29 protein-coding genes are annotated in these 26,991 nt (G+C 62.6%); 12 read left to right on the top strand and 17 right to left on the bottom strand.

Going from position 1 to position 26,991, the window contains the following annotated elements; genetic code table 11:
• Positions 1-16: 16 nt before the first annotated feature.
• From ACK41X_RS00830 to ACK41X_RS00815, 4 genes are read right to left on the bottom strand one after another with little or no spacing between them, the layout of a single operon-like run.
• Positions 17-1,072: a 2-oxoacid:ferredoxin oxidoreductase subunit beta gene (locus ACK41X_RS00830; RefSeq protein WP_409718012.1), complete on the bottom strand. Its 1,056-nt coding sequence runs from the start codon at positions 1,070-1,072 to the stop codon at positions 17-19.
• Entirely contained in the window at positions 1,069-1,509 is a 441-nt protein-coding gene (locus tag ACK41X_RS00825) for a hypothetical protein (protein ID WP_409718009.1), read from the bottom strand. The genes ACK41X_RS00830 and ACK41X_RS00825 overlap by 4 nt, the downstream gene beginning before the upstream one ends.
• Positions 1,506-3,347, bottom strand: a complete 1,842-nt coding sequence (locus ACK41X_RS00820) for a 2-oxoacid:acceptor oxidoreductase subunit alpha (RefSeq protein WP_409718006.1) — start codon at positions 3,345-3,347, stop codon at positions 1,506-1,508. The genes ACK41X_RS00825 and ACK41X_RS00820 overlap by 4 nt, the downstream gene beginning before the upstream one ends.
• Complete coding sequence (locus tag ACK41X_RS00815; RefSeq protein WP_409718003.1) at positions 3,320-5,122, bottom strand: FAD-dependent oxidoreductase; 1,803 nt, start codon at positions 5,120-5,122, stop codon at positions 3,320-3,322. Before ACK41X_RS00815 ends, ACK41X_RS00820 begins: the two co-directional genes overlap by 28 nt.
• Before the next feature lie 329 nt (positions 5,123-5,451).
• Here ACK41X_RS00815 and ACK41X_RS00810 point away from each other — a divergent pair, with 329 nt between their 5' ends.
• A complete protein-coding gene (locus ACK41X_RS00810) occupies positions 5,452-7,029 on the top strand; it encodes an HAD-IA family hydrolase (RefSeq protein WP_409718000.1) in 1,578 nt (525 codons plus the stop codon).
• 131 nt (positions 7,030-7,160) lie between these two features.
• Here the strand turns inward: ACK41X_RS00810 and ACK41X_RS00805 are convergent, their stop codons facing one another.
• On the bottom strand, positions 7,161-7,679 hold the full coding sequence (locus ACK41X_RS00805) for a Dps family protein (RefSeq protein WP_409717997.1): 519 nt from the start codon (positions 7,677-7,679) through the stop codon (positions 7,161-7,163).
• 262 nt (positions 7,680-7,941) lie between these two features.
• Between ACK41X_RS00805 and ACK41X_RS00800 the strand changes: the two genes are divergently transcribed.
• Together ACK41X_RS00800 and ACK41X_RS00795 are read left to right on the top strand one after the other, a co-directional pair.
• A complete protein-coding gene (locus ACK41X_RS00800) occupies positions 7,942-8,301 on the top strand; it encodes a hypothetical protein (protein ID WP_409717994.1) in 360 nt (119 codons plus the stop codon).
• Positions 8,302-8,481: 180 nt separating this feature from the next.
• Positions 8,482-10,014 carry an acyl-CoA carboxylase subunit beta gene (locus tag ACK41X_RS00795; protein WP_409717991.1) on the top strand — a complete coding sequence of 511 codons (1,533 nt, stop codon included), beginning with the start codon at positions 8,482-8,484 and terminating at the stop codon, positions 10,012-10,014.
• Positions 10,015-10,021: 7 nt separating this feature from the next.
• On the opposite strand, the gene ACK41X_RS00790 is transcribed toward ACK41X_RS00795, so the two are convergent.
• The 5 genes from ACK41X_RS00790 to ACK41X_RS00770 all read right to left on the bottom strand — a co-directional run bounded on the left by ACK41X_RS00790 (position 10,022) and on the right by ACK41X_RS00770 (position 12,981).
• Complete coding sequence (locus ACK41X_RS00790; protein WP_409717988.1) at positions 10,022-10,762, bottom strand: HIRAN domain-containing protein; 741 nt, start codon at positions 10,760-10,762, stop codon at positions 10,022-10,024.
• Positions 10,755-11,126 (bottom strand): hypothetical protein, encoded by a 372-nt coding sequence (locus tag ACK41X_RS00785; RefSeq protein WP_409717985.1) that lies wholly within the window; start codon positions 11,124-11,126, stop codon positions 10,755-10,757. The genes ACK41X_RS00790 and ACK41X_RS00785 overlap by 8 nt, the downstream gene beginning before the upstream one ends.
• A 38-nt stretch (positions 11,127-11,164) precedes the next feature.
• The gene (locus tag ACK41X_RS00780; protein ID WP_409717982.1) at positions 11,165-11,788 is read right to left on the bottom strand and encodes a hypothetical protein; all 624 of its coding nucleotides are present in this window, start codon (positions 11,786-11,788) and stop codon (positions 11,165-11,167) included.
• A gap of 345 nt (positions 11,789-12,133) precedes the next feature.
• Positions 12,134-12,523 (bottom strand): hypothetical protein, encoded by a 390-nt coding sequence (locus ACK41X_RS00775; protein ID WP_409717980.1) that lies wholly within the window; start codon positions 12,521-12,523, stop codon positions 12,134-12,136.
• A gap of 92 nt (positions 12,524-12,615) precedes the next feature.
• The gene (locus ACK41X_RS00770; protein ID WP_409717977.1) at positions 12,616-12,981 is read right to left on the bottom strand and encodes a hypothetical protein; all 366 of its coding nucleotides are present in this window, start codon (positions 12,979-12,981) and stop codon (positions 12,616-12,618) included.
• Between the two features lie 138 nt (positions 12,982-13,119).
• Between ACK41X_RS00770 and ACK41X_RS00765 the strand changes: the two genes are divergently transcribed.
• From ACK41X_RS00765 to ACK41X_RS00750, 4 genes are all read left to right on the top strand, one after another.
• Positions 13,120-14,154, top strand: coding sequence for a cyclase family protein (locus tag ACK41X_RS00765; RefSeq protein WP_409717974.1), 1,035 nt, complete (start codon positions 13,120-13,122; stop codon positions 14,152-14,154).
• A 168-nt stretch (positions 14,155-14,322) separates the two neighbouring features.
• Complete coding sequence (locus ACK41X_RS00760; protein WP_409718272.1) at positions 14,323-14,802, top strand: GlcG/HbpS family heme-binding protein; 480 nt, start codon at positions 14,323-14,325, stop codon at positions 14,800-14,802.
• 128 nt (positions 14,803-14,930) lie between these two features.
• Positions 14,931-15,887, top strand: a complete 957-nt coding sequence (locus ACK41X_RS00755; RefSeq protein WP_409717971.1) for a tripartite tricarboxylate transporter substrate binding protein — start codon at positions 14,931-14,933, stop codon at positions 15,885-15,887.
• Between the two features lie 6 nt (positions 15,888-15,893).
• Complete coding sequence (locus ACK41X_RS00750) at positions 15,894-16,868, top strand: MBL fold metallo-hydrolase (protein ID WP_409717968.1); 975 nt, start codon at positions 15,894-15,896, stop codon at positions 16,866-16,868.
• Positions 16,869-16,881: 13 nt separating this feature from the next.
• Here ACK41X_RS00750 and ACK41X_RS00745 read toward each other — a convergent pair whose 3' ends face one another.
• Complete coding sequence (locus ACK41X_RS00745; RefSeq protein WP_409717965.1) at positions 16,882-17,667, bottom strand: cell wall hydrolase; 786 nt, start codon at positions 17,665-17,667, stop codon at positions 16,882-16,884.
• 348 nt (positions 17,668-18,015) lie between these two features.
• Between ACK41X_RS00745 and ACK41X_RS00740 the strand changes: the two genes are divergently transcribed.
• A complete protein-coding gene (locus ACK41X_RS00740) occupies positions 18,016-18,405 on the top strand; it encodes a carboxymuconolactone decarboxylase family protein (protein WP_409717963.1) in 390 nt (129 codons plus the stop codon).
• 1 nt (position 18,406) lies between these two features.
• Here ACK41X_RS00740 and ACK41X_RS00735 read toward each other — a convergent pair whose 3' ends face one another.
• Positions 18,407-18,850 (bottom strand): hypothetical protein, encoded by a 444-nt coding sequence (locus ACK41X_RS00735; protein WP_409717960.1) that lies wholly within the window; start codon positions 18,848-18,850, stop codon positions 18,407-18,409.
• Between the two features lie 200 nt (positions 18,851-19,050).
• Positions 19,051-19,740, bottom strand: coding sequence for a CBS domain-containing protein (locus ACK41X_RS00730; RefSeq protein ID WP_409717957.1), 690 nt, complete (start codon positions 19,738-19,740; stop codon positions 19,051-19,053).
• Positions 19,741-19,934: 194 nt separating this feature from the next.
• Between ACK41X_RS00730 and ACK41X_RS00725 the strand changes: the two genes are divergently transcribed.
• Positions 19,935-20,273, top strand: coding sequence for a hypothetical protein (locus ACK41X_RS00725; RefSeq protein WP_409717954.1), 339 nt, complete (start codon positions 19,935-19,937; stop codon positions 20,271-20,273).
• Positions 20,270-21,760, top strand: a complete 1,491-nt coding sequence (locus ACK41X_RS00720) for a methyl-accepting chemotaxis protein (RefSeq protein WP_409717951.1) — start codon at positions 20,270-20,272, stop codon at positions 21,758-21,760. The genes ACK41X_RS00725 and ACK41X_RS00720 overlap by 4 nt, the downstream gene beginning before the upstream one ends.
• A 53-nt stretch (positions 21,761-21,813) precedes the next feature.
• On the opposite strand, the gene ACK41X_RS00715 is transcribed toward ACK41X_RS00720, so the two are convergent.
• On the bottom strand, positions 21,814-22,941 hold the full coding sequence (locus tag ACK41X_RS00715; protein ID WP_409717948.1) for an S-(hydroxymethyl)glutathione dehydrogenase/class III alcohol dehydrogenase: 1,128 nt from the start codon (positions 22,939-22,941) through the stop codon (positions 21,814-21,816).
• 177 nt (positions 22,942-23,118) lie between these two features.
• Between ACK41X_RS00715 and ACK41X_RS00710 the strand changes: the two genes are divergently transcribed.
• Positions 23,119-24,003, top strand: a complete 885-nt coding sequence (locus ACK41X_RS00710) for a DMT family transporter (protein WP_409717945.1) — start codon at positions 23,119-23,121, stop codon at positions 24,001-24,003.
• On the opposite strand, the gene ACK41X_RS00705 is transcribed toward ACK41X_RS00710, so the two are convergent.
• Together ACK41X_RS00705 and ACK41X_RS00700 are read right to left on the bottom strand one after the other, a co-directional pair.
• On the bottom strand, positions 23,993-25,432 hold the full coding sequence (locus ACK41X_RS00705; RefSeq protein WP_409717942.1) for a cryptochrome/photolyase family protein: 1,440 nt from the start codon (positions 25,430-25,432) through the stop codon (positions 23,993-23,995). The genes ACK41X_RS00710 and ACK41X_RS00705 overlap by 11 nt on opposite strands.
• On the bottom strand, positions 25,425-25,841 hold the full coding sequence (locus tag ACK41X_RS00700; RefSeq protein WP_409717939.1) for a PaaI family thioesterase: 417 nt from the start codon (positions 25,839-25,841) through the stop codon (positions 25,425-25,427). Before ACK41X_RS00700 ends, ACK41X_RS00705 begins: the two co-directional genes overlap by 8 nt.
• 143 nt (positions 25,842-25,984) lie before the next feature.
• On the opposite strand from ACK41X_RS00700, the gene ACK41X_RS00695 reads away from it, so the two are divergent.
• Positions 25,985-26,386 (top strand): DUF2177 family protein, encoded by a 402-nt coding sequence (locus ACK41X_RS00695; RefSeq protein WP_409717936.1) that lies wholly within the window; start codon positions 25,985-25,987, stop codon positions 26,384-26,386.
• Here ACK41X_RS00695 and ACK41X_RS00690 read toward each other — a convergent pair.
• Entirely contained in the window at positions 26,372-26,932 is a 561-nt protein-coding gene (locus ACK41X_RS00690) for an alpha/beta hydrolase (protein WP_409718269.1), read from the bottom strand. The two genes, ACK41X_RS00695 and ACK41X_RS00690, sit on opposite strands and share 15 nt — an antisense overlap.
• Positions 26,933-26,991: the final 59 nt, after the last annotated feature.

Here is a 26,991-nt window from a genome sequence, read left to right as displayed (position 1 = left end):
TACGATGTTTACGGCTTCAGCGCAGGCTGGCGTTGATTTTCTCGAGCGCAGCCGAACCGGGGCAGAGCTCGGCCTCGCCCAGCGTGTTGAGCGGCTTGGCGATCGTCTTCAGCGAGGCGTGCAGATCCTGCGGTTCCTCGGCGATATAGAGGACGCCGGTGACGATCTGGCCTTCGGCGGCGTGGCGCTGCAGGAAAGCCATGGCCGCGGTGCGGTCGTGGATGTCGTAATCGGCGCCGAGCTTGCGGAGCGCAAGCGTCGAACCGTCATGCTGCTCCACCAGTTGGACCTCGCCTTCGCCATAGTCGACCGTGATCGGCGCGCGGCCTGCGATCACGTCGAGCCGGTTCACCGCCTCGTTATGTTCGCGCACATAGTCGAAGCTCTTGGTGGAGCCCGCATGATTGTTGAAGGCAACGCAAGGCGAGATCACATCGAGGAAAGCCGCGCCTTCGTGCTCGATGGCGGCCTTGATGATCGGCACCAGCTGCTTCTTGTCGCCGGAGAAGGAGCGGGCGACAAAGGTTGCGCCGAGCTGCAGCGCCATGGCGCATAGATCGATCGAATTGTCGGTGTTGATGACGCCGCGCTTGGATTTTGATCCGCGGTCGGCGGTCGCGGAAAACTGGCCTTTGGTCAGGCCATACACGCCGTTATTCTCGACGATATAGACCATGTTGACGGCGCGACGAAGCGCGTGCGCGAACTGGCCAAAGCCGATGGAGGCGGAATCGCCGTCGCCCGATATCCCAAGATAGATCAGGTCGCGGTTGGCGAGATTGGCGCCGGTCAGCACCGAGGGCATGCGGCCATGTACGGAATTGAAGCCGTGCGAATTGCCCAGGAAATAGGTCGGGGTCTTGGACGAGCAGCCGATGCCCGATATCTTCGCCACCCGGTGAGGCTCGATGGAGAGTTCGAAACACGCTTCGATGATCGCCGCGGTAATCGAATCGTGGCCGCAGCCCGCGCAGAGCGTGGAGATCGAGCCCTCGTAATCGCGGTGGGTATAGCCCAGCGCATTCTTCGGCAGAGCGGGGTGGTGGAATTTCGGTTTGGCGAGATAGGTCATGGTTTGCTCGCTCGCTTAAGCGCCGCCCGCAGGGTTCCGCTGCTGCTGCGCGCATCGGTGATGCGCCAGCCGTCTTTGGCCTGGACGAAGACATAGGTGATCCGCATCGGCTCGCCGAAATTGCGGAAGGTGACAACCGTCTCCGCCTTGTCACCGGCAATCCTGGCGGGTGCGACGCTTACGTCCTTCAGTTCGAAGTCCTGGCCCTGAATGAAAAAGTCGGAATCCTTGTGCCTGGCGGCGCGCCACAATTTCAACGTCTGGGCGTCCAGAAAGCGCGGCGCATCGCGGTCCGAAAACCCGTCGGAGCCTTGCTTTGTATAGATCGCATAAAGGCTTTCGACCGCGGCTTCCGGCGTCTTGAATTGCGCCAGCGCCGGGCCGGCCGCGACCAGGACGCCGGCGAGGGCGCCCGTGATGGCGAGCGAAAACTTCATGACGCCACCCGCATCGGCTTGACCTTCATCCGGCCGAGATGATCCCCGATCGCGCCGGCGATGAAGCGCGCGGTGATCGGGGTGCCGTCATAATGCAGGATCGGCACAAGCCGCACCGGATCGACGCCGCATTCGTTGACGATGAGTGAGCGTAGCTGAGAGTCGCGGTTCTGCTCGACCACGTAGACGAAGTCGTGGTCGGCGACGAAAGAGTTCACGCTGGAATGGAACGGGAAAGCGCGGATGCGCATGCGGTCGAGCTCGTGTCCGCGCTTCTCCAGAAGCCCGATCGCCTCGTCCATCGCCGGCGAGGTCGAGCCGAAATAGATTACCCCGTATTTGGTCGGCTTGTCGGCATTGGCGATCAGCGGCCGCGGCACGATATTCTTAGCGGTCTCGAACTTACGTAAGAGCCGCTGCATGTTGTCGACGTAAGGGCCGCCCTCCTCGGTGTAGCGCGCATAGCGGTCGCGGGAAGTGCCGCGGGTGAAGAACGACCCTCTGGTGGGATGCGTGCCGGGATAGGTGCGAAACGGAATACCGTCGCCATGCACATCGAGATAGCGGCCGAATTCGGTGCCGGCCTCCAGTTCGGCACGGGTCATGACCTTGCCGCGGTCGAACTTGCGATTGTCGTCCCATGTCAGCGGCGCGCAGAGGCGATGATTCATGCCGATGTCGAGATCGAGCATGACGAAGATCGGGGTCTGCAGCCGCTCGGCGAGGTCGAATGCATCGGCACCGAACCGGAAGGCCTCGTGCGGATCCTCGGGGAACAGCATCACATGCTTGGTATCGCCATGCGAGGCATAGGCGCAGGAGATCAGGTCGCATTGCTGTGTGCGCGTCGGCATGCCGGTCGAGGGGCCAGCACGCTGAACGTTGAAGATGACCGACGGGATTTCCGCGAAATAGGCGAGGCCCAGAAATTCCTGCATCAGCGATATGCCGGGCCCGGAAGTCGAGGTGAAGGCGCGGGCGCCGTTCCACGAGGCGCCGATCACCATGCCGATCGAGGCGAGTTCGTCCTCGGCCTGGATGATGGCGTATTTTGCCTCGCCGGTATCCTTGTCGACGCGCAGCCTGGCGCAATAGCGGGTGAAAGCCTCGGCCAGCGAGGATGACGGCGTGATCGGATACCATGCGCAGACGGTCGCGCCGCCATAGACCGCGCCGAGCGCCGCGGCCGCATTGCCTTCGATGAAAATGCGGTCGCCGACCTTGTCGGCCTTGCGGATGCGCAGGCCGATCGGGCATTTCAGGTTCGCAAGCGCCCAGTCTCGGCCCAGATGCAGCGCATGCACATTCGGGCCGATCAGCTTGTCCTTGCCCTTATATTGCTCGCCGATCAGGGTCTCGATCACCGTGGCGTCCATCTCGAGCAGGGCCGAGAGCACGCCGAGATAAATGATGTTCTTGAACAGCTGCCGCTGGCGCGGGTCGGTATATTCCTTGTTGCAGATCGCGGTCAGCGGCACGCCGATGACGTTGATGTCCTCGCGGAATTTTGAGGCCGGCAGGGGCTTGGTCGAGTCGTAGAGGAGGTAGCCTCCCGGCTCGATCATCGCGACGTCCTTGTCGAAGGTCTGTGGGTTCATCGCGACCATGAAATCCACGCCGCCGCGGGCACCGAGATGGCCGTCCTCGGTAACGCGCACCTCATACCAGGTCGGCAATCCCTGGATGTTGGATGGGAAGATATTGCGGGGCGAGACCGGCACGCCCATCCGCATCACCGCGCGCGCGAACATCTCGTTCGCGCTTGCCGAGCCGGAGCCGTTCACATTGGCAAAGCGGATGACGAAATCATTTACGCTGCTGAGCGCGCCGCCTGACATCCTCGATCACCCGCATGTGTCATTTCGATCAGGTATTTCTGCATGTCCCAGGCGCCGGTCGGACAGCGTTCGGCGCACAGCCCGCAATGCAGGCAGACATCCTCGTCCTTCACCATCACCCGGCCGGTCTTCAGCCCGTCCTCAACATAGAGGTCCTGTGTCAGATTCAGAGCCGGGGCCTGGAGCCGCTGCCGCAGGTCGGCTTCGTCGCCATTCTGGGTGAAGGTGATGCAGTCCATCGGACAGATATCGACGCAGGCATCGCATTCGATACAGAGCTGTGAGGCGAACACCGTCTGTACGTCGCAATTCAGGCAGCGATGCGCCTCGCCGAGCGCGAGCTTGACGTCATAGCCAAGCTCGACCTCCGCCTTGATGTCGCGCAGCGCCACCTGCTTGTCCCGCAGCGGAACGCGATAGCGATGGTCCAGCGTGACGTCGTTGTCATAGGACCATTCGTGAATGCCCATTTTCTGGCTGACGATCTCGACATGCGGCAGCGGCCGCTCGCTGATACTTTCGCCGGACAGCATCTTGTGGATCGACAAGGCGGCGTCATGGCCATGCGCGACCGCCCAGATGATGTTCTTCGGTCCGAACGCCGCGTCGCCGCCGAAGAACACTTTCGGGTGGGTCGAGCCGAGCGTGGTCGCATCCACCACCGGCATGTCCCACTTGTCGAACGCGATGCCGATGTCGCGCTCGATCCACGGATAGGCATTCTCCTGTCCAACCGCGACCAGAACGTCGTCACACGGGAAGTGCTGGTCCGGCTCGCCGGCGGGAACGAGCTTGCGCCGGCCCTTGTCGTCATATTCGGCCTTGACCTTCTCGAAGGTGATGCCGGTCAGCTTGCCGTTCTCGTGGGTGAATTCCTTCGGCACGAGATAATTGTGAATCGGAATATCCTCGTGCATGGCGTCTTCCTTCTCCCAGGGAGACGCCTTCATTTCCTCGAAGCCCGACCGCACCACGACCTGCACGCTTTCGCCGCCAAGCCTTCGCGCGGAGCGGCAGCAATCCATCGCGGTATTGCCCCCGCCGAGGACGATCACGCGTTTGCCGATCTTGTCGATGTGACCAAAGGCGATGGAGGATAGCCAGTCGATGCCGATATGGATATTGGCGGCGGCTTCCTTCCGCCCGGGAATATCGAGATCGCGGCCGCGTGGCGCGCCTGAGCCGACGAAGATCGCGTCGTAATTCTCGGCGAGCAGCGCCTTCATGCTGTCGATGCGCCGGCCGCCGCGGAATTCGACGCCGAGATCGAGGATATAGCCGGTCTCCTCGTCGATCACGGAATCGGGCAGCCGGAATTTCGGGATCTGCGTACGCATCATGCCGCCGGGCTGCGGATCGCCGTCGAATACCACACAGTCATAGCCGAGCGGAGCGAGGTCGCGTGCGACGGTGAGGGAGGCGGGTCCGCCGCCAACCAGCGCAACACGCCTGCCGTTCTTGACGCGCGCTCTTTTCGGCATGCGCGCCGAGACGTCGTCCTTGTAGTCGGCGGCGACGCGCTTCAGGCGGCAGATCGCGACCGGGTCCTTCTCGACGCGGCCGCGCCGGCAGGCCGGCTCGCAGGGGCGGTCGCAGGTGCGGCCCAGAATTCCCGGAAACACATTCGATTTCCAGTTGATCATGTAGGCGTCGGTATAACGCCCCTGCGCGATAAGGCGGATATATTCGGGAACGGGCGTGTGCGCGGGGCATGCCCACTGGCAGTCCACGACTTTGTGGAAATAATTCGGATCGCCGATGTCAGTCGGTTTCATTGACTCCTCTCGCACGCGTCCCGGAACCCTTCGGTTTCCTGTGCTCTGTTGGGACCGGCGAGCCGCAAACGGCAGGCTGGCATTTCATTCCCCGTTGGGCCGGTGTTCTATCCCCCGACTCTTACCTAAATTGTAGTCAGTCCAATTCTGAAAAGCCACCGATGCACTGTCGCGGTTGCGCAATTCCGGCACATGGTTGACGTCGGGTCACGCGATGCCTTGCGACAGCGCGGTGGATTTCATGAGTCGAAAAGCCTGCCGGTTTGGGCCGGTTTTTGCGCCATTGATGGCTGCTATCCATGCGTGAATAGAGCCCGCAGCTCCAGGGCTTGTGCAGCGCACAAACCTGCCTCATACGAAAGTGGCATGGTTCCAGTGCAGATTCGCGGGGCCTCGTCCGATCTTGCCGCGACCCTGGAAACCGGGGGAGACGAACACTGAAACTTATTATCTTCGATTGCGACGGAACCCTGGTAGACAGCCAGAACATGATCTGCGCCGCCATGCAGCGGGCTTACGATGCGCATGCCATCGCTTGTCCGCCGCGCGAGCGGGTGCTGTCGATTGTCGGCCTGTCGTTGCGGGAAGCATTCCAGCGGCTCGGCGAGGGGCATGATGGCTTCCCCGTCGATGGCATGATCGAACACTATAAGCAGGCGTTTTTCGACCTGCGCCATTCGCTCGAGCATCATGAGCCGCTTTATCCCGGTGCCCGCGAAACCGTGCACGCCCTGGCCGCGCGCGACGATTGCCTGCTGGGGATCGCGACCGGCAAGTCGCAGCGCGGCTTGCGCGCGATACTGACCCACCACGAACTATTGCCGTATTTTGCGACGCTCAAAACCGCCGACGATGCACCGTCCAAGCCGCATCCCGGCATGATCCTTGAGGCCATGCGCGAGGCGGGTACTGAGCCGCACGATACGCTCATGGTCGGCGATACTACCTACGATATGGAAATGGCGCGCGCCGCTGGCGTGCATGCGATCGGCGTGACCTGGGGCTATCACCCGCATGTGATGCTTCAGCGAAGCGGGGCCGCCGACCTGGTATCGGATTTTGCGGAACTCGCACGCCGCATCGACTCTTTTATGATTGCGCGGGCTCCCGCCGAGCGCCGCTGGACAAGACGGATGCGCGATATTTTCGATGACATTTTCAAGGGCAATCCCCTCGACCCGATGGAGGCGGCGCGGCGCAACGTGCGGCCGACTCTGCGCAGGCGCTTCTATGAGAACGCTGCGGTCGCACAGGATGGCGATGCATATGCCGTGACCCTCGACGGCAAGCCGGTGCGCACGCCGGCGCGTAGGCTGCTGGCGGCGCCCACGCGCGAATTGGCCCAGGCCATCGCCGACGAGTGGCAGGCGCAAAAAGACGTGATCGATCCCGCGCATATGCCGCTGACCCGGCTCGCCAACTCGATCGTCGACGGTGTCGCCGACAAACCGCACGAGGTCCGCGACGAGATCGTCAAATATCTGGGCTCCGATCTTCTGTTTTACCGTGCCGACGGTCCCGAAGGACTGATCGAGCGGCAGGCAGCGGCCTTCGACCCGGTCGTGCGCTGGGCGGCGGATGCGCTCGGTGCGCGGTTCATCATGGTGGAGGGCGTCGTCTATGCGATGCAGCCGGAAGAGGCGATCGCCGCGGCGGCGAGGGCGATCCCTGCCGATGCATGGACTCTCGGCGCTGTCCATTCGGCAATGACATTGACCGGATCGGCGCTCCTTGCACTCGCACTTGCACGTGATGCAGCGTCGGTCGACGATGTCTGGAAAGCCGCGCATGTCGACGAAGACTGGCAAATGGAGCAATGGGGCCGCGACAGCCTCGCCATGGAGCGGCGCGCCTATCGGGAAGCCGAGATGAAGGCGGCGGCGACGGTGCTGAGGCTGGCGCGGTAGCCCGAGCGTCACGATGTTTCAACCGGTTATGCCCGCGCTTGTCGCGGGCATCCGCGTCTTATGTGGCGGAACTCATAAGAACGACGTGGATGGCCGGGACAGGCCCGGCCATGACGGGTAACGGGCGGTTGCTATTGCCCCGTCGCGGTTGCGGCGCGGCCGGCTTCGTACAGGAACCACACCCGCTTCTCGGCCTGATCGATATAGTTTTCGAGAAGGCTGGCGGTGGCGACGTCGCCGTGCTCGTCGCAGATGTCATGCACCTCCCGCATCGCTCTGATGATGCTCTGATTATCTTCGCGCAACTCGGCCAGCATGTCCTGCGCATCGACATAGGCCGCGTCGTTGTCGGAAATCCGCTGATGCCTGGCGATATCGCCGATCGAGCGCAACGTGGTGCCGCCGATCTTGCGCACCCGCTCGGCGATCTCGTCGGTCATGGCGAAGAGCTGGTCGCCGTGCTCGTCGAACATCAGATGGAAGTCGCGGAAGTTCGGGCCCGAGACATGCCAGTGGAAATTCTTGGTCTTCAGATACAGCGCGAAGGTATCGGCCAGGAGCGCGTTGAGTGCGCCTGAGATATCCTTGGTGGCGTTGCCGCCGAGATCGGTCGGGGTGGCAAGGCGGGCTCTGGTCTTTTCGGCGCTCATGGCAAATCTCCGAGGGCGGATAAATCGATTTTGGATAGCACAACGCGGATGTAAGCGAGTTGACGCAAAGTGCGATCGGCCGGAATTGCCGACTTTGGTATAGACGTGCTGACTTTGCAGCGGAAACTTTCGATGAAAATTACCCTCGACCTGTCAAAACTTGTTGAGCAGGGTAAACTGACCGCCGCGGAGGCCGACCGCCTCGGCGCTCGCAGCGCAGGAGACCGGCCATCTCGGCCTCAACATCCTCACCGGCTTCGGCGTGATCGCGGCCAGCGCCGGCGCGGTCGCCATCCTGCTCACGGCGTTCCAGTTTACCGCAGGAGCCGCCGTCATCATCGGCGGTGCGGTGTTCTCTATCGGCCTGGCGCTGCTCGGGATGCGCGGCGAGGTGATGAACCTGCTCTCGCAGACCCTGATCATCATCGGCGCGCTGACCGGCGCAGGACGCCTGCTCATTCTCGACGACGGCTCGCCGCGCGCGGCCCTTTTCGTCACGGCGGTGCGCGCCGGGACCGCGATCCTCGGCGCCAAGGCGCTCTCGGTGCTGGCGGCCGGGGTGATCCTGATCGCCATCGCGATGGGGCTCCGGGCGTTTAACAGGCAGCTCACCACTGCCTGAGACCCCGGCACGTCGTGGCCGAGCGTGGCCGTCCGCAGGACGGGGTCGCTTCGCCCGCCGATGTCCCGGCCATCCACGCCGTTCGGCGATCAACGGCGCGGATGCCCGGCACAAGGGCGGGCATGACGAAAAAATGGTCTTCGTGCTATGACCAAGGCCGGTCATCAGGCACGGGGCACCATGAAAGACATTATCGAAAAGCTCGATCTTCGCCGCAAGGACGCCAGGCTCGGCGGCGGGCAGACCCGCATCGAGGCGCAGCACAAGCGCGGCAAACTGACCGCGCGCGAGCGCATCGAGCTCCTGCTCGACAAGGGCTCGTTCGAGGAATTCGACATGTTCGTGGAGCACCGCTCCAACGAATTCGGCATGGAAAAGACCAAGATCCCGGGCGATGGGGTGGTCACCGGCTGGGGTACCGTGAACGGCCGCACCGTGTTCCTGTTCTCCAAGGACTTCACCGTATTCGGCGGCTCCTTGTCGGAGACCCATGCGCAGAAGATCGTCAAGGTGCAAGACATGGCGCTGAAGGCGCGCGCCCCGATCATCGGCCTGTTCGATGCCGGCGGTGCCCGAATCCAGGAAGGCGTGGCGGCGCTCGGCGGCTATGGTGAAGTCTTCAAGCGCAACGTGATCGCGTCCGGGGTCATCCCGCAGATCAGCGTGATCATGGGGCCGTGCGCGGGCGGCGACGTCTATTCCCCGGCGATGACGGACTTCATCTTCATGGTGAAGGACACGAGCTACATGTTCGTCACCGGCCCCGACGTGGTGAAGACCGTGACCAACGAGGTGGTGACCGCGGAAGAACTCGGCGGCGCCTCGGTGCATGCAACCAAATCCTCGGTCGCCGACGGCGCATTCGAGAACGATGTCGAGTGCCTTCTCCAGATGCGCCGGCTGATCGATTTTCTCCCCTCGAACTGCACATCGGGCGTGCCGGAATGGCCCTCGCTCGACGAGGCCGACCGCATCGACAATTCCCTCGACACGCTGATTCCTGACAATCCGAACAAGCCCTACGACATGAAGGAGCTGATCCTGAAGGTCGTGGACGAGGGCGACTTCTTCGAAATCTCCCCGACCTTTGCGAAAAATATCGTCACCGGCTTCGGCCGCATCGCCGGCCGCTCGGTCGGCTTTGTCGCCAACCAGCCGATGGTGCTGGCGGGCGTGCTCGATTCCGATGCGTCACGGAAAGCCGCGCGCTTCGTGCGCTTCTGCGATGCGTTCGAAATCCCGATCGTGACTTTCGTCGACGTGCCGGGCTTCCTGCCGGGGACCGCGCAGGAGTACGGCGGGCTGATCAAGCATGGTGCCAAGCTTCTGTTCGCGTATTCGCAGGCGACGGTGCCGCTGGTCACCGTCATCACCCGTAAGGCCTTCGGCGGCGCCTATGACGTGATGGCGAGTAAGCATGTCGGCGGCGACCTCAACTATGCTTGGCCGTCGGCGCAGATCGCGGTGATGGGCGCAAAAGGCGCGGTGGAGATCATCTTCCGCGCCGACATGGCCGACCCCGACAAGATCGCCGCGCGCACCAAGGAATACGAGGAGCGGTTTCTCTCGCCCTTCGTCGCCGCCGAGCGCGGCTATATCGACGACGTGATCATGCCGCACTCGACGCGCAAGCGCATCGCCCGCGCGCTGGCGATGCTGCGGACCAAGAAGGTGGAGATGCCGGCGCGGAAGCACGACAATTTGCCGGTGTGAGGGGTACTTAAGCGGCTTCATCAAAAAGAGGTTGATGATCTTCCGAGCTAAGTGCCCGAAATCCTGCGGGAGCGACAGCTTCAATTTTGCAAAGCAATCTCAATTGTTCGGGCGCGTCCGTATTGTTCTTGACTATGACAATTCGAGCATTCCTCGCGACGGTGGGGCGCGAGAGGAGGTCGCGCAAATCAGCGGCATAGAACGTCGGAACGTATCCGATAATAATTGTATTTTCAGGGCAGCGCAGCGCCACAGCATTCGGATCGAACGGATTTTGAACGTCTAAGAGCGGCAAGAGCCTTTCTCCCGGATTCATCAGGCGGCACAAATTGATCGCGTCGCGATGCATATGGCGAAGTCCGTGAACAAAAAACTCCAAGGCATAGTTATTGTTGACCAAGGTTGGTTCCGGGTAGATCAAAATTGAGTCTGTGCCCGGGATCAGACCAAACTTCATGAGCGTGCCAAACTCATCTTCCTCGCCGCTAAGATTTAGCCAGTTGGAGATTTTGTGATAGTCGGTGCGACTGCTCGAAAGGAGCCGGTTCCTGAATAACGGAATTAATTCATTTGAACGATAGCGCTTGCGCACGTCCATCCGAAACAATTCAGACGGGACATTCCGAAGGCGTTCAGCGCCACGAGTAAAGACAAACTCATACTCGTCCTTAACTCTACGCAATCGCGCAACGGTATGCCAAGTGCGTGAAGTTTGATCCTGCCAAGCAACGTACAGGGCATTAGCCAAGACCAACCTCCCGAATTACGCTCTGATTGTGCGCCAGCATTCGTAAGGCAAACTGCGTCGCTTCCGATGAAATATCATTTGGCCCGATTCGAGCAAAGATATCTTCGAATACCAGTGATTCGACATTGCCCAGCTTTTCCGCCCAAAACGCCGTCGCGGTAGGTGTCGCTTGACGTAGGGCGGCAACCGTTTCTTTTGTTGTCAGGATTTTGGGCTGTGGGCCTACGTCATAGAAGGCTGACCGAGCTCGGTCAGCGTAAGCTTCGACTGTGGCGCGAGGGTCTGACGTTTCCAGTCTTTTGGTCCTGGCTTCATCAGTGAGTTCGCGACCAAGACTGGACGCGTGATCGAAGGTCGGTGCCAAGTGATATTCCGTTTGATTGTTTCCCCGATCGAGGACTACTACGCCCCAGTTTTCATGGTGACGGTCTGTGTTACCAACGAGGGCGTCGAATAGCAGATATCCGCCGAAAAAGTCCTGCGCTGTAAGGCCTGGATATGTTTTTCGGCACCGAGCGGCGGTTTGAGGGTCAGCGCCTTAACGAGGGCAAGGGCCACAACCAATTTATACCTAACCTGTTTGAAACGAACCGACCCATCATATTCATCATCGAGCTCGGAAATGATCATGTTCGCTGGAACAAATGACCCGCCAGCCGGAAAAAATCTGCCTGAGATGACGCCTTCCTTGCCAAGGCATACAGCGAGATTGTAATCGGCGCAGGGGATGCCAATGGTTTTCAAAATTTCGCAACATGCCTTCTCGGACCAGTTTTCACCTGTGTTGGGTCTTCCGATTTTAAATAGGTGAGGTATGTCCGGCAATCCGAGTTCCGGACTCGGCACAATCCAAGTCTTTTCTTTGGAGCCGAGGGCTTCCGGCCGTTCAGCGAGAGAGGTCGAGACATCGAATTTTGGATACTGCATGTAAGAACCATATGAGCCGATTATCCGTTTCGGCCAGTTCAAACCGCGCTGGCAGCCGACGCGGGCTGCTTGTGGTTTGATGCTTACATGAGCATTCATCAGAAAAGAATAGCCGTCGTCCCACGCATTTGCAAGGAATAAACACCTAATACCGGGTGCCTAGATGGCGACGAGCGGCAATCGTCGATGCAATGACAAAGCGCTTTCCGCAGCATGCTCAGCCGATCATCCTTGCTCTTGAGATCGGACCGGCGATTACCGATCCGGAAATGATTCAGCGCTTTTTTCCGGCGCCGGCCGCGTAGCGGAGCGCGCTGGCGACGACGCCCGATGTTTGGATGCTGAGCCTTAATCTGTTCGACGGGATCGCTTCTGAGCCATAAAAAAAGCTGCGCGCGCCGGGGACCGGCGCGCGCAACTCCCGCCCGGAGTGTCCCGGGGCCGTTACGTCTGCAGCCGCTTCAGCACCGGCGCATTCGGGCAATAATCGGCAAAGCTCTGCGCGGCACGGCCATAGCCGATCTCGTCGGCGCAATGCAGCTTGGCGGTGCAGCTCGCGCAATTGGATTCCAGTTCGCGCATCGTGCCTTTCGGCAGGCGGCGCTCGTCGACGCCCGTCAACGCCATCATGTGGCAGAGAAGTTCGGTCGAGCCCGGCTCGCGCCCCACCAGCCAGCGCAAATCCTCAGGGCGTCCGCGCACATGGGCGCGCAGCCGATCCATCTCCTCGCCGCGTGCTTTTTCGAGAAAGTCCAGATCGCGCTGATAGGGGCTCGGCTTGAACCAGTCGATCAGCGAACGGATCGCGGGCCATTGTGCCTGTCTCGCAGTCATGGGATTTCCTCCCGAAGCTCTTGTTCGAAAGAAAATCTGACAAAAAGCGCCGTAACCCGCCTTGATCGGGATCAACGGCAACGCGCCAAGGATTAGCGGTTCGCGTCGTCCTCAACGGCGTCAGGCTTCTGCAGTTGCGGCACCGGCTCCTCAACCGTAGGCTGCTGTTCAGGCAGTTCGGCAGCCGGTGCGGCCGTCTCGCCGCCTGCCTGCGGTGCCTCCGGCTCGGCAGGTGTCGCGGCGCCCGTTGTTTCCTCGACTGCCGACGCCGAAGCATTCTGGAATCCGTCCGTCGGCGAGGGGCGTCCAAGGCCGTAGATCGTCACGCCGATTACTGCCACGCATACGAACGCCGCCATCGCGACTTGCCCGATGCCTGCGCGGCCATGGGAGAGCTGCAATTGCGGATCGGGCTGGGCTGCCTCCGTGGGCGGAATGCGGTCGTGCGGCGTCTGCATGCTTGGCTCCGTTACCATCGTCGCATGTTTTGGATGACCGTTGAGCAAACGGCCGGGGATGCGGGGAGTTCCCGGACTTGAAGCGCCTGCGACGCTGTTGTCCAATCGGTCCGGGTACGCAAATCACGAGGTGCTACGATGCGACGGCTCGGCCTCACTCTTCTCGGTCTTGTGCTTATTTCTGGTTCCGCCGCCGCGCAATCGCGCTGGCCTGCGGGCGACGAAATCGGCATGGCGAACAATCTCGGTCCCGCCACCTGGGCGCGCTGCGCGCCGCTGCTCGCCGACCCCAAGGCGAAGTCCTACGAAATCTCGCACATCCGCTCCAACACCATGCCGCAATCGCCGTTCGGCACGCCGCTGGTCGAGAAATACCGCCCGACCGTCGGCATTCCCGGCACCCGCCACGCCTTCAATGGCGAGGAGACAGTGAGCGGCGAACCCGGCGCACAGGGCACGCAGATGGATGCGCTTGGCCATTTCGCAGTGCTGCCCGAACCCTGGGACGGCAAAAGCGAATTTCCTTCCGGCCGCGCTACCTATTACGGCGGCTTCAAGCAGCAGGAGGTGAAGCCGACGCCGGATTCGCCGCTGCAGAAGCTCGGCATCGAGAAGGTGCCGCCGATCCTCACCACCGCGATCCTGCTCGACGCCAGGACCCATCTCGGCAAGGGCAAGCCGATGGAGCCGGGCGCGCTTGTCACGGCCGCCGATATCGAGGCGATGCTGAAGGCGCAGGGGCTCGACAAGCGTGGCCTGCTGCCGGGCGATGTGCTCTACATCTATACCGGCTGGGGCGACGGCTGGATCGATCCGGATACTGCAAAGACCTATTACACCAAGGGGCCGGGCCTCTCTTACGACGCGGCCAAATACATCGAAGGCAAGCAGATCGTCCTGGTCGCACTCGACAATCCGTTCACCGATCCGGTGCCGGACGGCATGCTGATCGGCAAGGCCGACCCCGCGCCCGGCACGCCGCCCGGGCTGCCTTTCGCGATCCATCACCACAATCTGGTGGTCGCCGGCATTCATAATATCCAGAACGCCAATCTCGGCGAACTGGCGAAGGACCGGGTCTGGCTGTCCTGCACCATGATCCTGCCGCTGCGCTCCAGGGGCAGCTCGGGTTCGCCGGTACGGCCGGTATCGATCGGTGTGCCGGGGCAATAGCCGTTTTTGCTGCCAGCGGATGCCATGGCGGCGGATTGATCCGGCGCAACGTGCGGCTCGTCCTTACGCATTCAAGTAGGAGAAAATGTTGGCGGCATATTGTGCCGCACTGAGGAATGGGCAGGGAGGTCATTCATGATCCGCAACCGTACAGCTTTCGTCTCCGCGATGATGATTTGCCTCACGCTCATCGCCTGCCGGCCCGCCAGCGGGCAGGAGGCGCTGGTGACGTATCGCAGCCTCAGTCCCGAGACCGCGCTCGAAATCGCGCGGGCGGCGCTCGAGGATTGCCGCAAGCGCGGCTTCCAGGTCGCAGTCGCTGTGGTGGACCGGTTCGGCCAGACCCAGGTGATGCTGCGCGACCGCTTTGCCGGTCCGCATACGCCCGCGACCGCGGCAGGCAAAGGCTGGACCGCGGTCAGCTTCCGCACCAATACCACCGACCTGATCGGCATCAGCGGGCCCGGCATGCCGCAGGCGGGCCTGCGCGATCTGCCCGGCGCGGTGATCCTCGGCGGCGGGGTGCGCGTCGAGGCGGCCGGTGTCACGGTTGGCGCGGTCGGCGTGTCCGGCGCGCCCGGCGGCGATGCCGATGACGCCTGCGCCAAGGCCGGGATCGCGGCGGTGCAGGACAAGCTGGATTTCTGATTGTCGAATTTGCACGCCTGCGGGCTTGCAGGATTTGCCGCGCGGAGTCGTTTGCGCTTGCAGGGCCGATCGGGCGGGAGCAGTCTTGAACCGGTAACGCCGCATCAAGCGGCGGACGGGAGGACGTCATGATCGTTGCTTCACTGCGCGCGACGCCGTTCGCGCTTGCCTTGATCGCATGTACCGTTTCAACGCCTGCGGTGTCGCAATATCCCGAACGCCCGGTCACGCTGATCGTGCCCTATGGCGCAGGCGGCGGCACCGACATCACCGCACGCATGCTGGCAAAGGATCTCGAAGCCGTGCTCGGCAAGCCGGTCACCGTGGAAAATCGCGCCGGCGGCGGCGGCTGGGTCGGGTGGGGCGCACTGGCGAAAGCCGCCCCCGACGGCTACACCATCGGCTATCTCAATGTCCCGTCGATGTATGCCGGTTATCTGGATCGCCAGTATAACCGCTCTGAGTCGCTCGACAGCTTCACGCCGCTGATGAACCATGTGCTCGACTACAATGTCTGGGCGGTGAAGGCGGATTCGCCCTTCAAGTCGGTCAAGGACATTGTCGAGGCCGCAAAGAATGCGCCCGAAACCATCAGCGTCTCGGCCTTCGGCGCGGGCTCGGACGATCATCTCGCCATCCTCTCGATGCAGAAGGAGAACGGAATCAAGCTGATCACCGTGCATCACAAGTCGACGGCCGACGCCAAGACCGGTGCGCTCGGCGGACATATCCAGGTGCTGGGCGCCAATATTTCCGAAGTCGCCGAAGAAGCGCGCGCCGGCACAATCCGTGTCCTTGGCGTGATGGCACCCGAACGCTCGCCATTCCTGCCGAACGTGCCGACCTTCAGGGAACAGGGCTTCGACCAGGTCTGGTCGGTGTCCCGCGGCATTGCCGCGCCCGCCGGATTGCCGAAGGCTGTGCAGGACACGCTGACGGCGGCGCTGGAAAAGACGCTGAACTCTGCCGAGCACCAGCAGAAGGCAAAACAATTGTCGCTTGAGCCGCGCGTCATCAAGGGCGATGCCTACGTTAAATTCCTGAAAGAAAACGAGGTCAGCACCAAGGCCTTGATGGGCTGGTAGTGCGGCATGCTGGAGGCAGTCGACTCGCTGGAAATCCTCGTCCTCGTCGACAATGCGACCGATATGCTCTCCTCGACGCCCGCGCATGTAGAAGGCGAGGGCGCCGGATTGATGCGGCGCGGCGTGCGCATGATGGGCGGCAAATGCCTGTGCTGCGCCGCGCATGGTCTCTCCTGCCTCATTACCGTCGAGCGGGACGGTGTGCGCCGGACCATGCTGTTCGATTCCGGTCCGGAGGAATATGCGTTCGAGCGCAATGTCACGCGGCTTGCCGCCGATCTGTCTCCCGTTGAGGCCATCATGCTGTCGCATGGGCACTGGGACCATGCGGGCGCCATGCTGCTGGCGCTGACCATGATCCGCGGCCGCAACGGCGGCCGCGAAATTCTCTTCGATGCGCATCCGGACATGTTCCGCACCCGCGCGGTGAAAATGCCGAATGGCAAGTTGCGCCAGATGGAGGACATCCCCTCGATCGAGGATCTCACGGCGTTCGGCGCAAAGGTCGTGAGCAGCTGCGAGCCGCATACCTTGCTCGGCGGCCTGGTGCATGTCAGCGGAGAAATTCCACGCGTCACCGATTATGAGCGCGGCTATCCCGGTCAGGTCCGCCGCACGCTGGACGGGGAGGGGTGGGAGCCCGACGAACTCCTGCTCGACGAACGTTGGCTCGGCGTGCACGTGAAGGGCAAAGGACTTGTCGTGCTGTCAGCCTGCTCGCATGCCGGCATCGTCAATGTGCTGCATCACGCGCGCCAGAGTTTTCCTGATGTACCGCTCTACGCCATTCTTGGCGGCTTGCATCTGTCCGGCGCGAACGAAGCGGTGATCCCGCAAACCGTCGCCGATCTCAGGCAGTTCGGCCTGATCACGATCGCGGCCGGTCATTGCACAGGCTGGCGGGCCATGACCGCGCTCGCCAACGCTTTCAGCGATGGAGTTCTGGCCCCGACCGCCGTCGGGAAGCGCTATTCGTTCTAACTGGCCGCCGAGCCTATCGCTTCGCCACCGCCCGCGGCGCAGCCTTTTTTTGCGCCGCAGGACCGGCCTGCTTCGCGGCCGCCACCGCGGACTTCCGGGCGGCAGTCACGGCGTTGTTGGCCTTCGCAGGCGCTGTCTTCTTCGCGAGCTTGGCGTCCTTTCTGGCGCTCTTGGCGATCTTCGTGTTTCGAGCCTGCTTCTTCTTTTTCAGCGAGGCCTCATACTTTTTGCATTCCTCATGCTCGGCTTTCTCCAGCGCGCGGCGTTCGGCGCGCGTCGCCTCGCGGAAGAATTCGTGGCGCCCTGCCTGCACCACCGGGACAAATTCCTTTCGGAACCGGCAGGCATTTTTCGGCGGGGTGAGGGCGGCATTCATGTAATAGCGCAGGAGTCGGTCCTCGAGGCCGCTGCGGCCTTCGAGTTCGTCGCGCGCAATCTGCATCGAATAGGCCCAGGCCTTGCCGCCGCGCGCCGTGCGCTTCTCGATCGCAAGGCATGCGAAGGAAAACTGGCAGACCTTGCCGCGCTTGTAGAAGACGACGTCGCAAATCTTGTTGCCACCCCAGATTTTCCGGTTGGCCTTGGCGCGCTCGGCTACGACCTGCGCGATGTGCCGCTGGCCTTCCTCGGACTCATCAGTGGAACCGCCCTCGAAATAGACGGCCAGCGTCAGGCAATAGAGGTCGGTCTCATAGGCGATGTCGCGGCTGCGATTGACCGGGTCGCCGAGCGCCACCTTCTGCACTTCGACAGGCGCCCGGCTGGCCTGTGCCGGGTTGCCGGCTGAATGTGCGGCCAAGAATGCGCACGCAAGCAAGAGTGATGCGAATCCTGTCCGCATGTGTCCCCCCAAATGTCTTGCCGCACAAATCGATAATCAAATGCGACGCAACACTACGCAGGACCCCCGTCGCATACCGCGACAATTCCCGATGCAAATGTGGCGGGTGAAGGGCAAGAGGTTAACAGGCGGCGCCGTTTTCCACCGCGGTTGCCGGCGCGTGCCATGCGCGCGACGCCGAAAATGCTGTAGGTTCAAGGCCGGACGGCCATCCGGACCATGACGGGGTAGGCCAGATTGTCGCACCCTCGTTAACCATGCGCCGTTCGTTAAGCGCCTTCATCGCAACGCCAACAGGGAAGATCCATGCCGGCAGCTGCCATCAACTACGACGAGGCCTCCGCCGAGGTTCGTGCCGTGTTCGACGACATCAAGACCTCGCGCAATGTGCCGGACGTGAACAATTTCTGGAAATATCTGGCGCGCGATCCGGCCTTGCTGAAACGCACCTGGGAGAGCGTCAAGGAGGTGATGGCGCCGGGCGCACTCGATCCACTGACGAAAGAGATGATCTATCTCGCTGTCAGCGTCACCAATGGCTGCGGCTATTGCATCGCGAGCCACACCGCCGCCGCGCGCAAGGCCGGCATGACGGACGCAATGTTCGGCGAGGTGATGGCGGTTACCGGGATGGCCAACGAGACCAACCGGCTGGCGAACGGCTATCGCGTGCCGATCGACAAGATGTTCGAGTGACCTACCATTCCTCCGGGCAGGGATGCAGCATTGCCCAGAGTTCGGGACCGTTCTTCACCGTCTTCATCTGCGGCGTCAGCCCGCCATTGCGCTCGATCCAGTCGAGTACCGGCTCTGAATAATAGGAGAGCAGATCGCGGGTTCCGGCCTCGTGAATGACCTTCTTCTTGATCGGCCAGTTCACCATCGTATAGGCCTTGTGAAAGCCGAGGCTCGCCCGCGGTGTGACGCAGATCTTGTTGTGCGGCACGATGCCGATCACCAGCGTGCAGGCGGAATTGCAGATCCCGTCGATGATGACGCGCTCGCCGCGCGCCGCGATCTGACGATACTTCGCCTTGTATTTCTCGACTTCTCCGCCGTGATCGCGCGTGATGCGCAAGTCGGCAGACGCCGACGCGGCCGAAACACATAAGGCCGCAATCGCAACCCCCAAGCGACGCATACCCACCCCGGAACGCAAACAATACGCTGACGACTACTGAAGCCCATCAACGGCCTCAGCTGGGCAGGACTTTGACGAAATCCGGTTTTCAATCCGTTAAGCATACGGCGGCATACCGCCGCGTACTGCCGGCACGGCCGCGTCGCGGAACGACCGCGCCGTTCTTCCAAAAATCGTGAGTCGGCGGCTGCCTCCCGTGGTCAGATACCGCTTGGCATCGGACGGACCGCAAGATGGCTGTTGACGCCGCGCACTCCCGGGGTCTCCTCGACCAGAACCCGCACCGCGTTGTGCTCGGTCTGGTTCAGCACCATGCCCCAGAGCTCGACGACCCCGTCGGTTACGATCGGATTGAGCAGGGCGGGATGCGACCACGGTTGGGCCGCGAGCTTGTCCATGATGATGTCGCGCAGTTCCGAGTCCGACGGCTGGGCGCTGGCGGGACGAGGCTTGGCGCTGGCCAGCGCCTGCAGCAGATTGGCCCGGCTGACGATTCCAACGATCAGGTCACCCTCGACAACCGGAACCCGTTTGATCCGGTTCTTTTCGAGAAGGCGCGCCACTTCGTTGAGCGGCGTATCGGGCTTTGCAACCACGACGTCCGGTGTCATGACGTCGGAAACCTTGGTGCCGTGCGATTTGACGAAATCGTAGGCCAGCTGGTCCGCGCCTGAAATCGCTGTCAGCCACCAGGATGGTTTGCGCTCGGTGCCGGTTTCGGCACGCCGGATCAGATCGCCCTCGGATATAATGCCGACGAGATTTCCCGCCTTGTCGACGACCGGCAAGGCGCTGATGCCGCGTTCAAGCATCAGCTTGGCGGCATCCTGGACGGTCGCATGCGGCTCGATGGTAACGACGCGCACCGTCATGACATCGCTTGCGTTCATGATCCTCTCCCTTCGGCTTTTCGAAGAAAATAGGCCAAGCCGCCTGCGCCGTATTGACACGGATCAAGCATGGGCCGGTCTCACGCGGGCCTCCCATTGCCGAGGCTAAGGACGCTGCTGCGATGCATCGTTAATGGTCTGGAAACGGCTCAAATCCTATTGAAGGCGAGCATTTGGGGTTGGAAAGAATGATGTTGGCCAAGAATGGCCGCTGGCTGGATGGTGCGGTCCTCGCCGTTTTGCTGGGCGCCACCCTGCTTGTGCAGATCCGAGGGCTTGAACGGCCGGCGGATGCCGCCGCCGGCGGAGTCGTCGCAATCATGTTCGCGCCCTGGACAACCGCTGACACGGCGATGCTGCGCGTCGCGGAAGCGGGCGGCCGGATTGTCCGCTTCGGGGCGTTTCCCTTCATCGTCATTACCGAACCGGACCGGGTGGATTTCTCCGAGCGGATCGCCCGGCAGGGCGCGCTTGCGGCGCTCGATCCGCGCAAGCTGGCCGCGTGCCTGCCGTGGCGCGAAGTCAAGCCATGACCAAGATCGATAGTCTGCAAAGTCTGCGGCGGCTCGTCGCGATCGCACTATGCGCACTCGCCTTCATTCACGTTCCCGTTCTTGCGGTTCTTGCGGGTCTGCGCGGCTTTGACGTGCTGGCGGTCACAGTCCTTGCCCTGTTTTTTGCCGCGGCGCCGGCCGGTCTGATGCTTGTGCGGCGCCCGATTGGTTCCGTTGCAGCGGCGCTCGCCATTGTCCTGATCGCCCAGACCTCGCTTCTGGTTTTCCTGATGCAGGGACATCCCTGGCAGGTGGAAACCCATTTCTATTATTTTGCGATCCTGGCGATGCTGTCGGGCTTTTGCGATCTGCGGGTTCTGTTGCTCGCGGCCGGCCTGATCGCCGTGCAGCATCTCGGCTTCAACGAGCTCTTTCCCGCGGCGATTTACCCGGGCGGGACCGACTATGGCCGCGTTGCGCTGCATGCCTTTGTCGTCGTCGTCGAGACGGTGATGCTCGCCGGCATCGGCTGGACCATCCGCACCGCGTTTCAGCAGGCGCAAATCGCACGCAATGCCGCCGAACAGGCCGCCGAGCAGCTCCAGCATGTGTTCGACCAGCGTGGTCGCGACCTGACCCAGACCAGACAACGGGCCAGGTCGGTCGAGGAATTGTTGCAGGTTTTCGAGCAGGAAATGTCGCAATCCATCGCGCTTCTGCACGAGGCCGCGCGTGTTTTGCACAGCAATGCCAGTACGCTTGAGGCGGCGTCTGTCCGCTCCAAAGCGCAAACTTCGACGGCGCTGGTCACGGCTGAGGACACCTCCGGGCGCGTCCGGCTCGCGGCGCAGGCCGGCGACGAACTGGCGGTCACGGTCACCGAGGTCGAGGCCAACGCGACCCAGTCGCTGCATCTTGCGAGTACGGCGGTCGAAGAGGCCGCGCGCGCCAGCGCCACCATCGACGAGCTTGCCGCCGTTGCCGACGAGATTGGCAAGGTTACCGAACTCATCAGCGCGATCGCCAGCCAGACCAATCTCTTGGCGTTGAATGCCACGATCGAAGCGGCGCGCGCGGGCGAGGCGGGCCGCGGATTTGCCGTGGTCGCGCAGGAGGTGAAAGCGCTCGCTGCCCAGACCGCGAGCGCCACTCAAGACATCGCCCGCCGGATCGCAGCGATCCAGGAGGCGACCGGCCGCTCGGTCGCGGCAATTCAGACGATCGACGGCGTCATCCGCGAGCTCGATGCGTCGCACACGCGCATTGCGTCGGCGGTCCAGCAGCAGGCGATTGCGACGCGCGAGATCGCAGGCAACGTCAATACCGCGACGCTCGGGGTGGGACGTCTCGCCCAAAGCGTTTCAGAAATCGAGGCCGTGATGTCGCAAAGCGCAATTGCGATCGCGCAGTTCAGTCAGGCGGCCGGCGAGGTGACACGCCAGGCCGGTACCATTCGCGAACGCGTGAAGGATTTCACGGATCACATCCACCGTCTCGAAGCGCAACGGCCCGACGACGCCGCATAACGACGAAGCCTTTGCGGCGGCGCCACGCGGCAAGGCGCCGTTTCCCCGCAGCGTCAATAGACCACAACGCTGCGGATGCTTTCACCCTTGTGCATCAGGTCGAAACCCCTGTTGATGTCGGACAGGGGCAGAATGTGCGTGATCATCGGATCGATCTCGATCTTCTTGTCCATGTACCAGTCGACGATTTTCGGCACGTCGGTACGGCCCCTTGCGCCGCCGAAGGCGGTGCCTTTCCAGACCCGGCCGGTCACCAGCTGGAACGGCCGCGTGGAAATTTCGGCGCCTGCCGGCGCGACTCCGATGATGACCGAGACACCCCAGCCGCGATGGCAGGCTTCAAGTGCCTGGCGCATCACGGTGACGTTGCCGGTGCAGTCGAAGGTGTAATCGGCGCCGCCGATCTGGTCGGCCGGCGTCTTGGTCATGTCGACGAGATGGGCCACAAGGTCGTTCCCAACCTCCTTCGGATTGACGAAATGCGTCATGCCGAAGCGTTCGCCCCAGGCCTTGCGGTCGTTGTTGATGTCGACGCCGATGATCATGTCGGCGCCGGCGAGCTTCAGCCCCTGGATGACGTTGAGGCCGATGCCGCCAAGACCGAACACGATCGCCTTGGCTCCGATCTCGACCTTGGCGGTGTTGAAAACGGCGCCGATCCCGGTGGTGACGCCGCAGCCGATATAGCAGATCTTGTCGAAGGGCGCGTCCTCGCGCACTTTCGCGACCGCAATTTCCGGCAGCACCGTGAAATTCGAAAAGGTCGAGCAGCCCATATAATGATGGATCGGCTTGCCGCCCATCGAAAAGCGCGAGGTGCCGTCCGGCATCACACCTTTGCCCTGGGTGGCACGGATCGCGGTGCAGAGATTTGTCTTGCGCGACAGGCAGGACGGGCATTGCCGGCATTCCGGGGTATAGAGCGGGATGACATGGTCGCCCTTCTTGACGCTGGTGACGCCGGGGCCGATATCGACCACCACGCCCGCGCCCTCATGGCCGAGGATCGAGGGGAAAATGCCCTCCGGATCGGCGCCCGACAGCGTGAAATCGTCGGTGTGGCAGATCCCGGTTGCCTTGATCTCGACCAGCACTTCGCCGGCCTTCGGGCCTTCGAGCTGCACCGTCATGATTTCCAGCGGCTTGCCCGCCTCGACCGCCACCGCCGCACGCACATCCATGTTCCGGTCTCCGTCCTTCGCCACGAGTCACAAGGGGCATGTATTCGCCCGATTGATGGCCCGGATCAACACAAGGCGCAATGACTTTGCGGCAGCAGTCCGGTAAACCCGCTCGCGTGGTACCGGTTTTGCGCGACGCCGCGCGCCGATCAAGACCTGCCTGCCGGATATTGCCTTTTGAAACCCTTCCTTGCCGATCTCGCCATCCGCTCGGCGCCGCTGACCTTCGTATTCCTCTGGAGCACCGGCTTCATCGCGGCGAAATACGGGCTGCCTTATGCCGGGCCGCTGACCTTCCTGTTCACCCGGATGTGGATGGTCGTGGTCGTGCTTGCGCTGATCGTGATGGTGATGCGGGTCAGGTTGCCCAAGCTGGTCGACGCGTTTCACAGTCTGGTCGCAGGCTTTTTGCTGCAGACGCTCTATCTCGGCGGCGTGTTCGTCGCGCTGTCGCACGGGGTGCCCGCCGGCATATCCGCGCTGCTCCCCGGTCTGCAGCCGATCCTGACCGCCACGCTGGCCGGCCGCTTTCTCGGCGAGCGCGTGACGGCCTTGCAATGGGGCGGCTTTGCGCTGGGGCTGGTCGGCGTGCTTCTGGTCCTCAACGACCGCAACGTCACCATGACCGGCACCGCGCTTGGATGGACGGCCAGCGTTGTCTCCCTGCTCGGCATCACGCTGGGCACGCTCTACCAGAAGCGCTATTGCGGCGCGATCGACTGGCGCTCCGGCAATCTGTTTCAGTTCGCCGGCTCGGCCGTCGTATTCGGCGTCGCAGCGTGGCTGTTCGAAACACGACCCATCGACTGGGACATCCATTTCATTGCGGCGCTTGGCTGGTCGGTGATCGTCCTGTCGGTGCTTACCATCGCGCTGATGTACTGGCTGATCCGCCGGATCCCCGCATCGAGGGTCGCAAGCCTCTTTTATCTCGTCCCCGCGACCACGGCGGCCTTCGCCTTCCTGATGTTCGGCGAAACGCTGAACGCGCCCGCGATTGCCGGCATGGTGCTATGCGCGGCAGGCGTGTTCATGGTCAGCCGCGGCGCCCTCAGGCCTTAAGCGCCTCGAACGCCGCGAGCGCGCGTTTGCGCGCCATGTCGTGATCGACGATCGGCTCCGGATAGGTTTTGCCCAAAGCAATTTTCGCTTCCGCCAGTTCGAGGGGCGAGGCCATCCACGGCTTGTGGATGAAGCGGTCGGGGAGGGCTGCGATTTCCGGCACCCAGCGCCGCACATACTCACCCTGCGGGTCGAATTTCTCGCCCTGCAGCACCGGATTGAAGATGCGGAAATAGGGCGCGGCATCGGCGCCCGAGCCCGCCACCCATTGCCAGCTCGCAGTGTTGTTGGCGGGGTCGGCATCGACCAGCGTGTCCCAGAACCATTGCTCGCCAATGCGCCAGTCAATCAACAGATGCTTGATCAGGAACGACGCCGCCACCATGCGCACGCGGTTATGCATCCAGCCCGTCTGCCAGAGTTCGCGCATGCCGGCATCGACGATCGGATAGCCGGTAAGGCCGCGTTGCCACGCCTTCAGCGCCGCAGCGTCGTTGCGCCATGGAAAGGCGTCGAAGCGTGACTGCAGGTTTTCTGTCGCAAGATCCGGGAAATGGTGCAGCAGATGATAGGAAAATTCGCGCCAGCCGAGTTCGCTCAAAAACTTCTCGACATCGCGCGATGGCGCACCGCCATCCGCCGCAAATCGTGCGGCATGGGCAATCTCGACCGGGCTGATTTCGCCGAAGCGCAGGTGAGGGGAAAGCCGCGATGTGGCGGGCTTGTCCGGACGGTCGCGGTTGTCTGCATATCCGCGGATATTGTCGAGGAAACCGGACAGCCGTTCCCGCGCCGCGCCTTCTCCGGGGCGCCAGGTCTTGCGCAATCCGCCAGCCCAATCGGGCCTGGACGGTTCGAGGTGCCAGTCGTCGAGACTGTCCGAGGAAACCTCGACAGGCGGCGGCAGGTGACTTGGTTCATCCAACGGCTTTCGCGGATCGCCCAGTGCGAGGACGCGCTTCCAGAATGGCGTGAACACCCGGATCGGACCACCATCCTTGTTCGCAATCCGGTCAGGTTCGACGAGGAGATTTCCTGGAAAGGTGCCGCCGTTCACGCCCTCCGCGCGAAGCTGCGCGATCACCGCGTCGTCGGTAGCGATGCCGGCCTGGTCGTAGCGCCGGTTCCAGCAGACCTGCGTCGCCTGGACATCCCTTGCGAGGGCCGGGATCACCTTCGCCGCCTTGCCACGGCGAAGAACCAGCCGTTGACCGTACATCTTCAAATCCGCACCCAGCGCGCGCAGCGATTGCGCGAGCCACCAGCGCGAGGCCCCGCCATGGGCGCGCAGCCCTGCGCTCTCTTCATCCAGTACATAGACGCAGGTGAGGGCAGCGGCCTTTGTGCCCGCGGTCAGCGCCGGATGATCGGCAAGCCGCAGGTCGTCGCGAAACCAGACGATGGCTGACAGGGGCGGCTCATCAGCCATGAGGGCCTCGCGTTCCGAATGTGCCCGCAATCACGAGCTGGGTCTGGGTCACGATCGCCGCAAGGCGTCCGTCGCTCGCCCGCGTGATGCGGGTCTGCCAGACCATCGTAGTCTTGCCTTTGTGCAGAGCGGTACACTCGGCGCGCGCCACATCGCCGACCGCAATCGCGGCGAAAAAGTTGGTCTTGCTTTCGATGGTGGCGGTGGTGGAGCCCTCGGGCAGATTGACGATGGTGGCGGCGCCGCCGAGGTCGTCGGCAAAGGCCATCACCGCACCGCCATGCAGGTTGCCGTTGCGGTTGCCCAGCTGCGGCCGCACCGGCAATTCGGCCTCGATCCGGTCTGGCTGTATGCTGATGACCTTGATCCCGAGTGTATCGGCAAAGGGCGGCTGGCGATCCTGGCGCATGGTTTCATCTTGGCGAGAGCAATGGGCGGAGTCGGCTTGCCACAGTCGAGCGCGCGGGAAAAGCGAAAGAAAAGTCTCGCATCACGGTGAAACCGGAACGGGGGACGTGCGTATTTTCCATCCAGATCGTAACGGGGACCGTCATGAAGCGCGCCATCGTTCTCTATTTCACGACCCTGATCGTCATGCTGCCGCTGGATTTCCTGTTCCTCGGCGTGATCGCCAAGAATTTCTTCCAGTCGCAGGTCGGCCCGCTCCTTGGCGACGTGCGCATTGTTCCTGCCGCGATTTTCTATCTGGGCTACCCGATCGGCATCGTGATTTTCGCGAGTTATGCGGCGGGCCAGAACTGGCAGCATGCGCTGCTTTACGGCGCGCTGTTCGGCATCTTCTGCTACGCGACCTTCGATCTGACAGCGCTGGCGCTGTTGAAGGGCTGGACCTGGCCGGTGACGGTGGTCGACATCATCTGGGGCGCCTTCGTTACCGGCGCCTCTGCAACGCTCGGGCTGCTGCTCGCCAATCTGGTGCTACGTCCCGACTGATCCGAATATCCGTTCCAGCCAGGCATGGGCGAAGACGAGGTCCTGCCGGGTGAGCGCATGTCCGGCCGGCAGGAGTTCGAGGGTCACGTCGGCTCCGACCTCCCCGAACAGCGCGGCGAAATAGGGCGGCCGGTCCGACGGCACCAACGGATCGTTCTTGCCCGACAGAAGCAGGATCGGAAAGCCGGTCAGATCGGGAAGGGGACGCGGATCGAACGGCAGCGATGCGCGCAGCAGGAGCGCGCCTGCGAGCAGCGACGGCTCATGCCGCACCAGTCCCCAGCCGATATTGGCGCCGTTTGAAAAGCCGAGCACGACCGGCGGTCCGATACCGTAAGTCTCCTGCGCCTGCGCAACGAAAGCCGCAAGCTCCGCCGTGCGGGTTGCGAAGTCGTCGAGGTCCCAGCGTCCGGTTTCGTCGCGCATGAAGAAACGCGGCATACCGTCTTCCAGCACCCTGCCGCGCGGGGATAGCAGCGCCGAGCCCGGCGACAGCATTTCCCCAAGCGGGATCAGGTCGTTCTCGTCCGCGCCGGTGCCGTGCAACAAAAGAAGCGGGGGGAGGGGGGCGTTCCCAACCAGGAAAAAAAAAGGGGTGGAGGCGG

The sequence above is a fragment of the Pseudorhodoplanes sp. genome (genome assembly GCF_046289595.1).
Lineage (GTDB): Bacteria > Pseudomonadota > Alphaproteobacteria > Rhizobiales > Xanthobacteraceae > Pseudorhodoplanes.
Note: the sequence above shows the minus strand (reverse complement) of the source record. Positions and strands in the feature narration are given on the sequence as shown.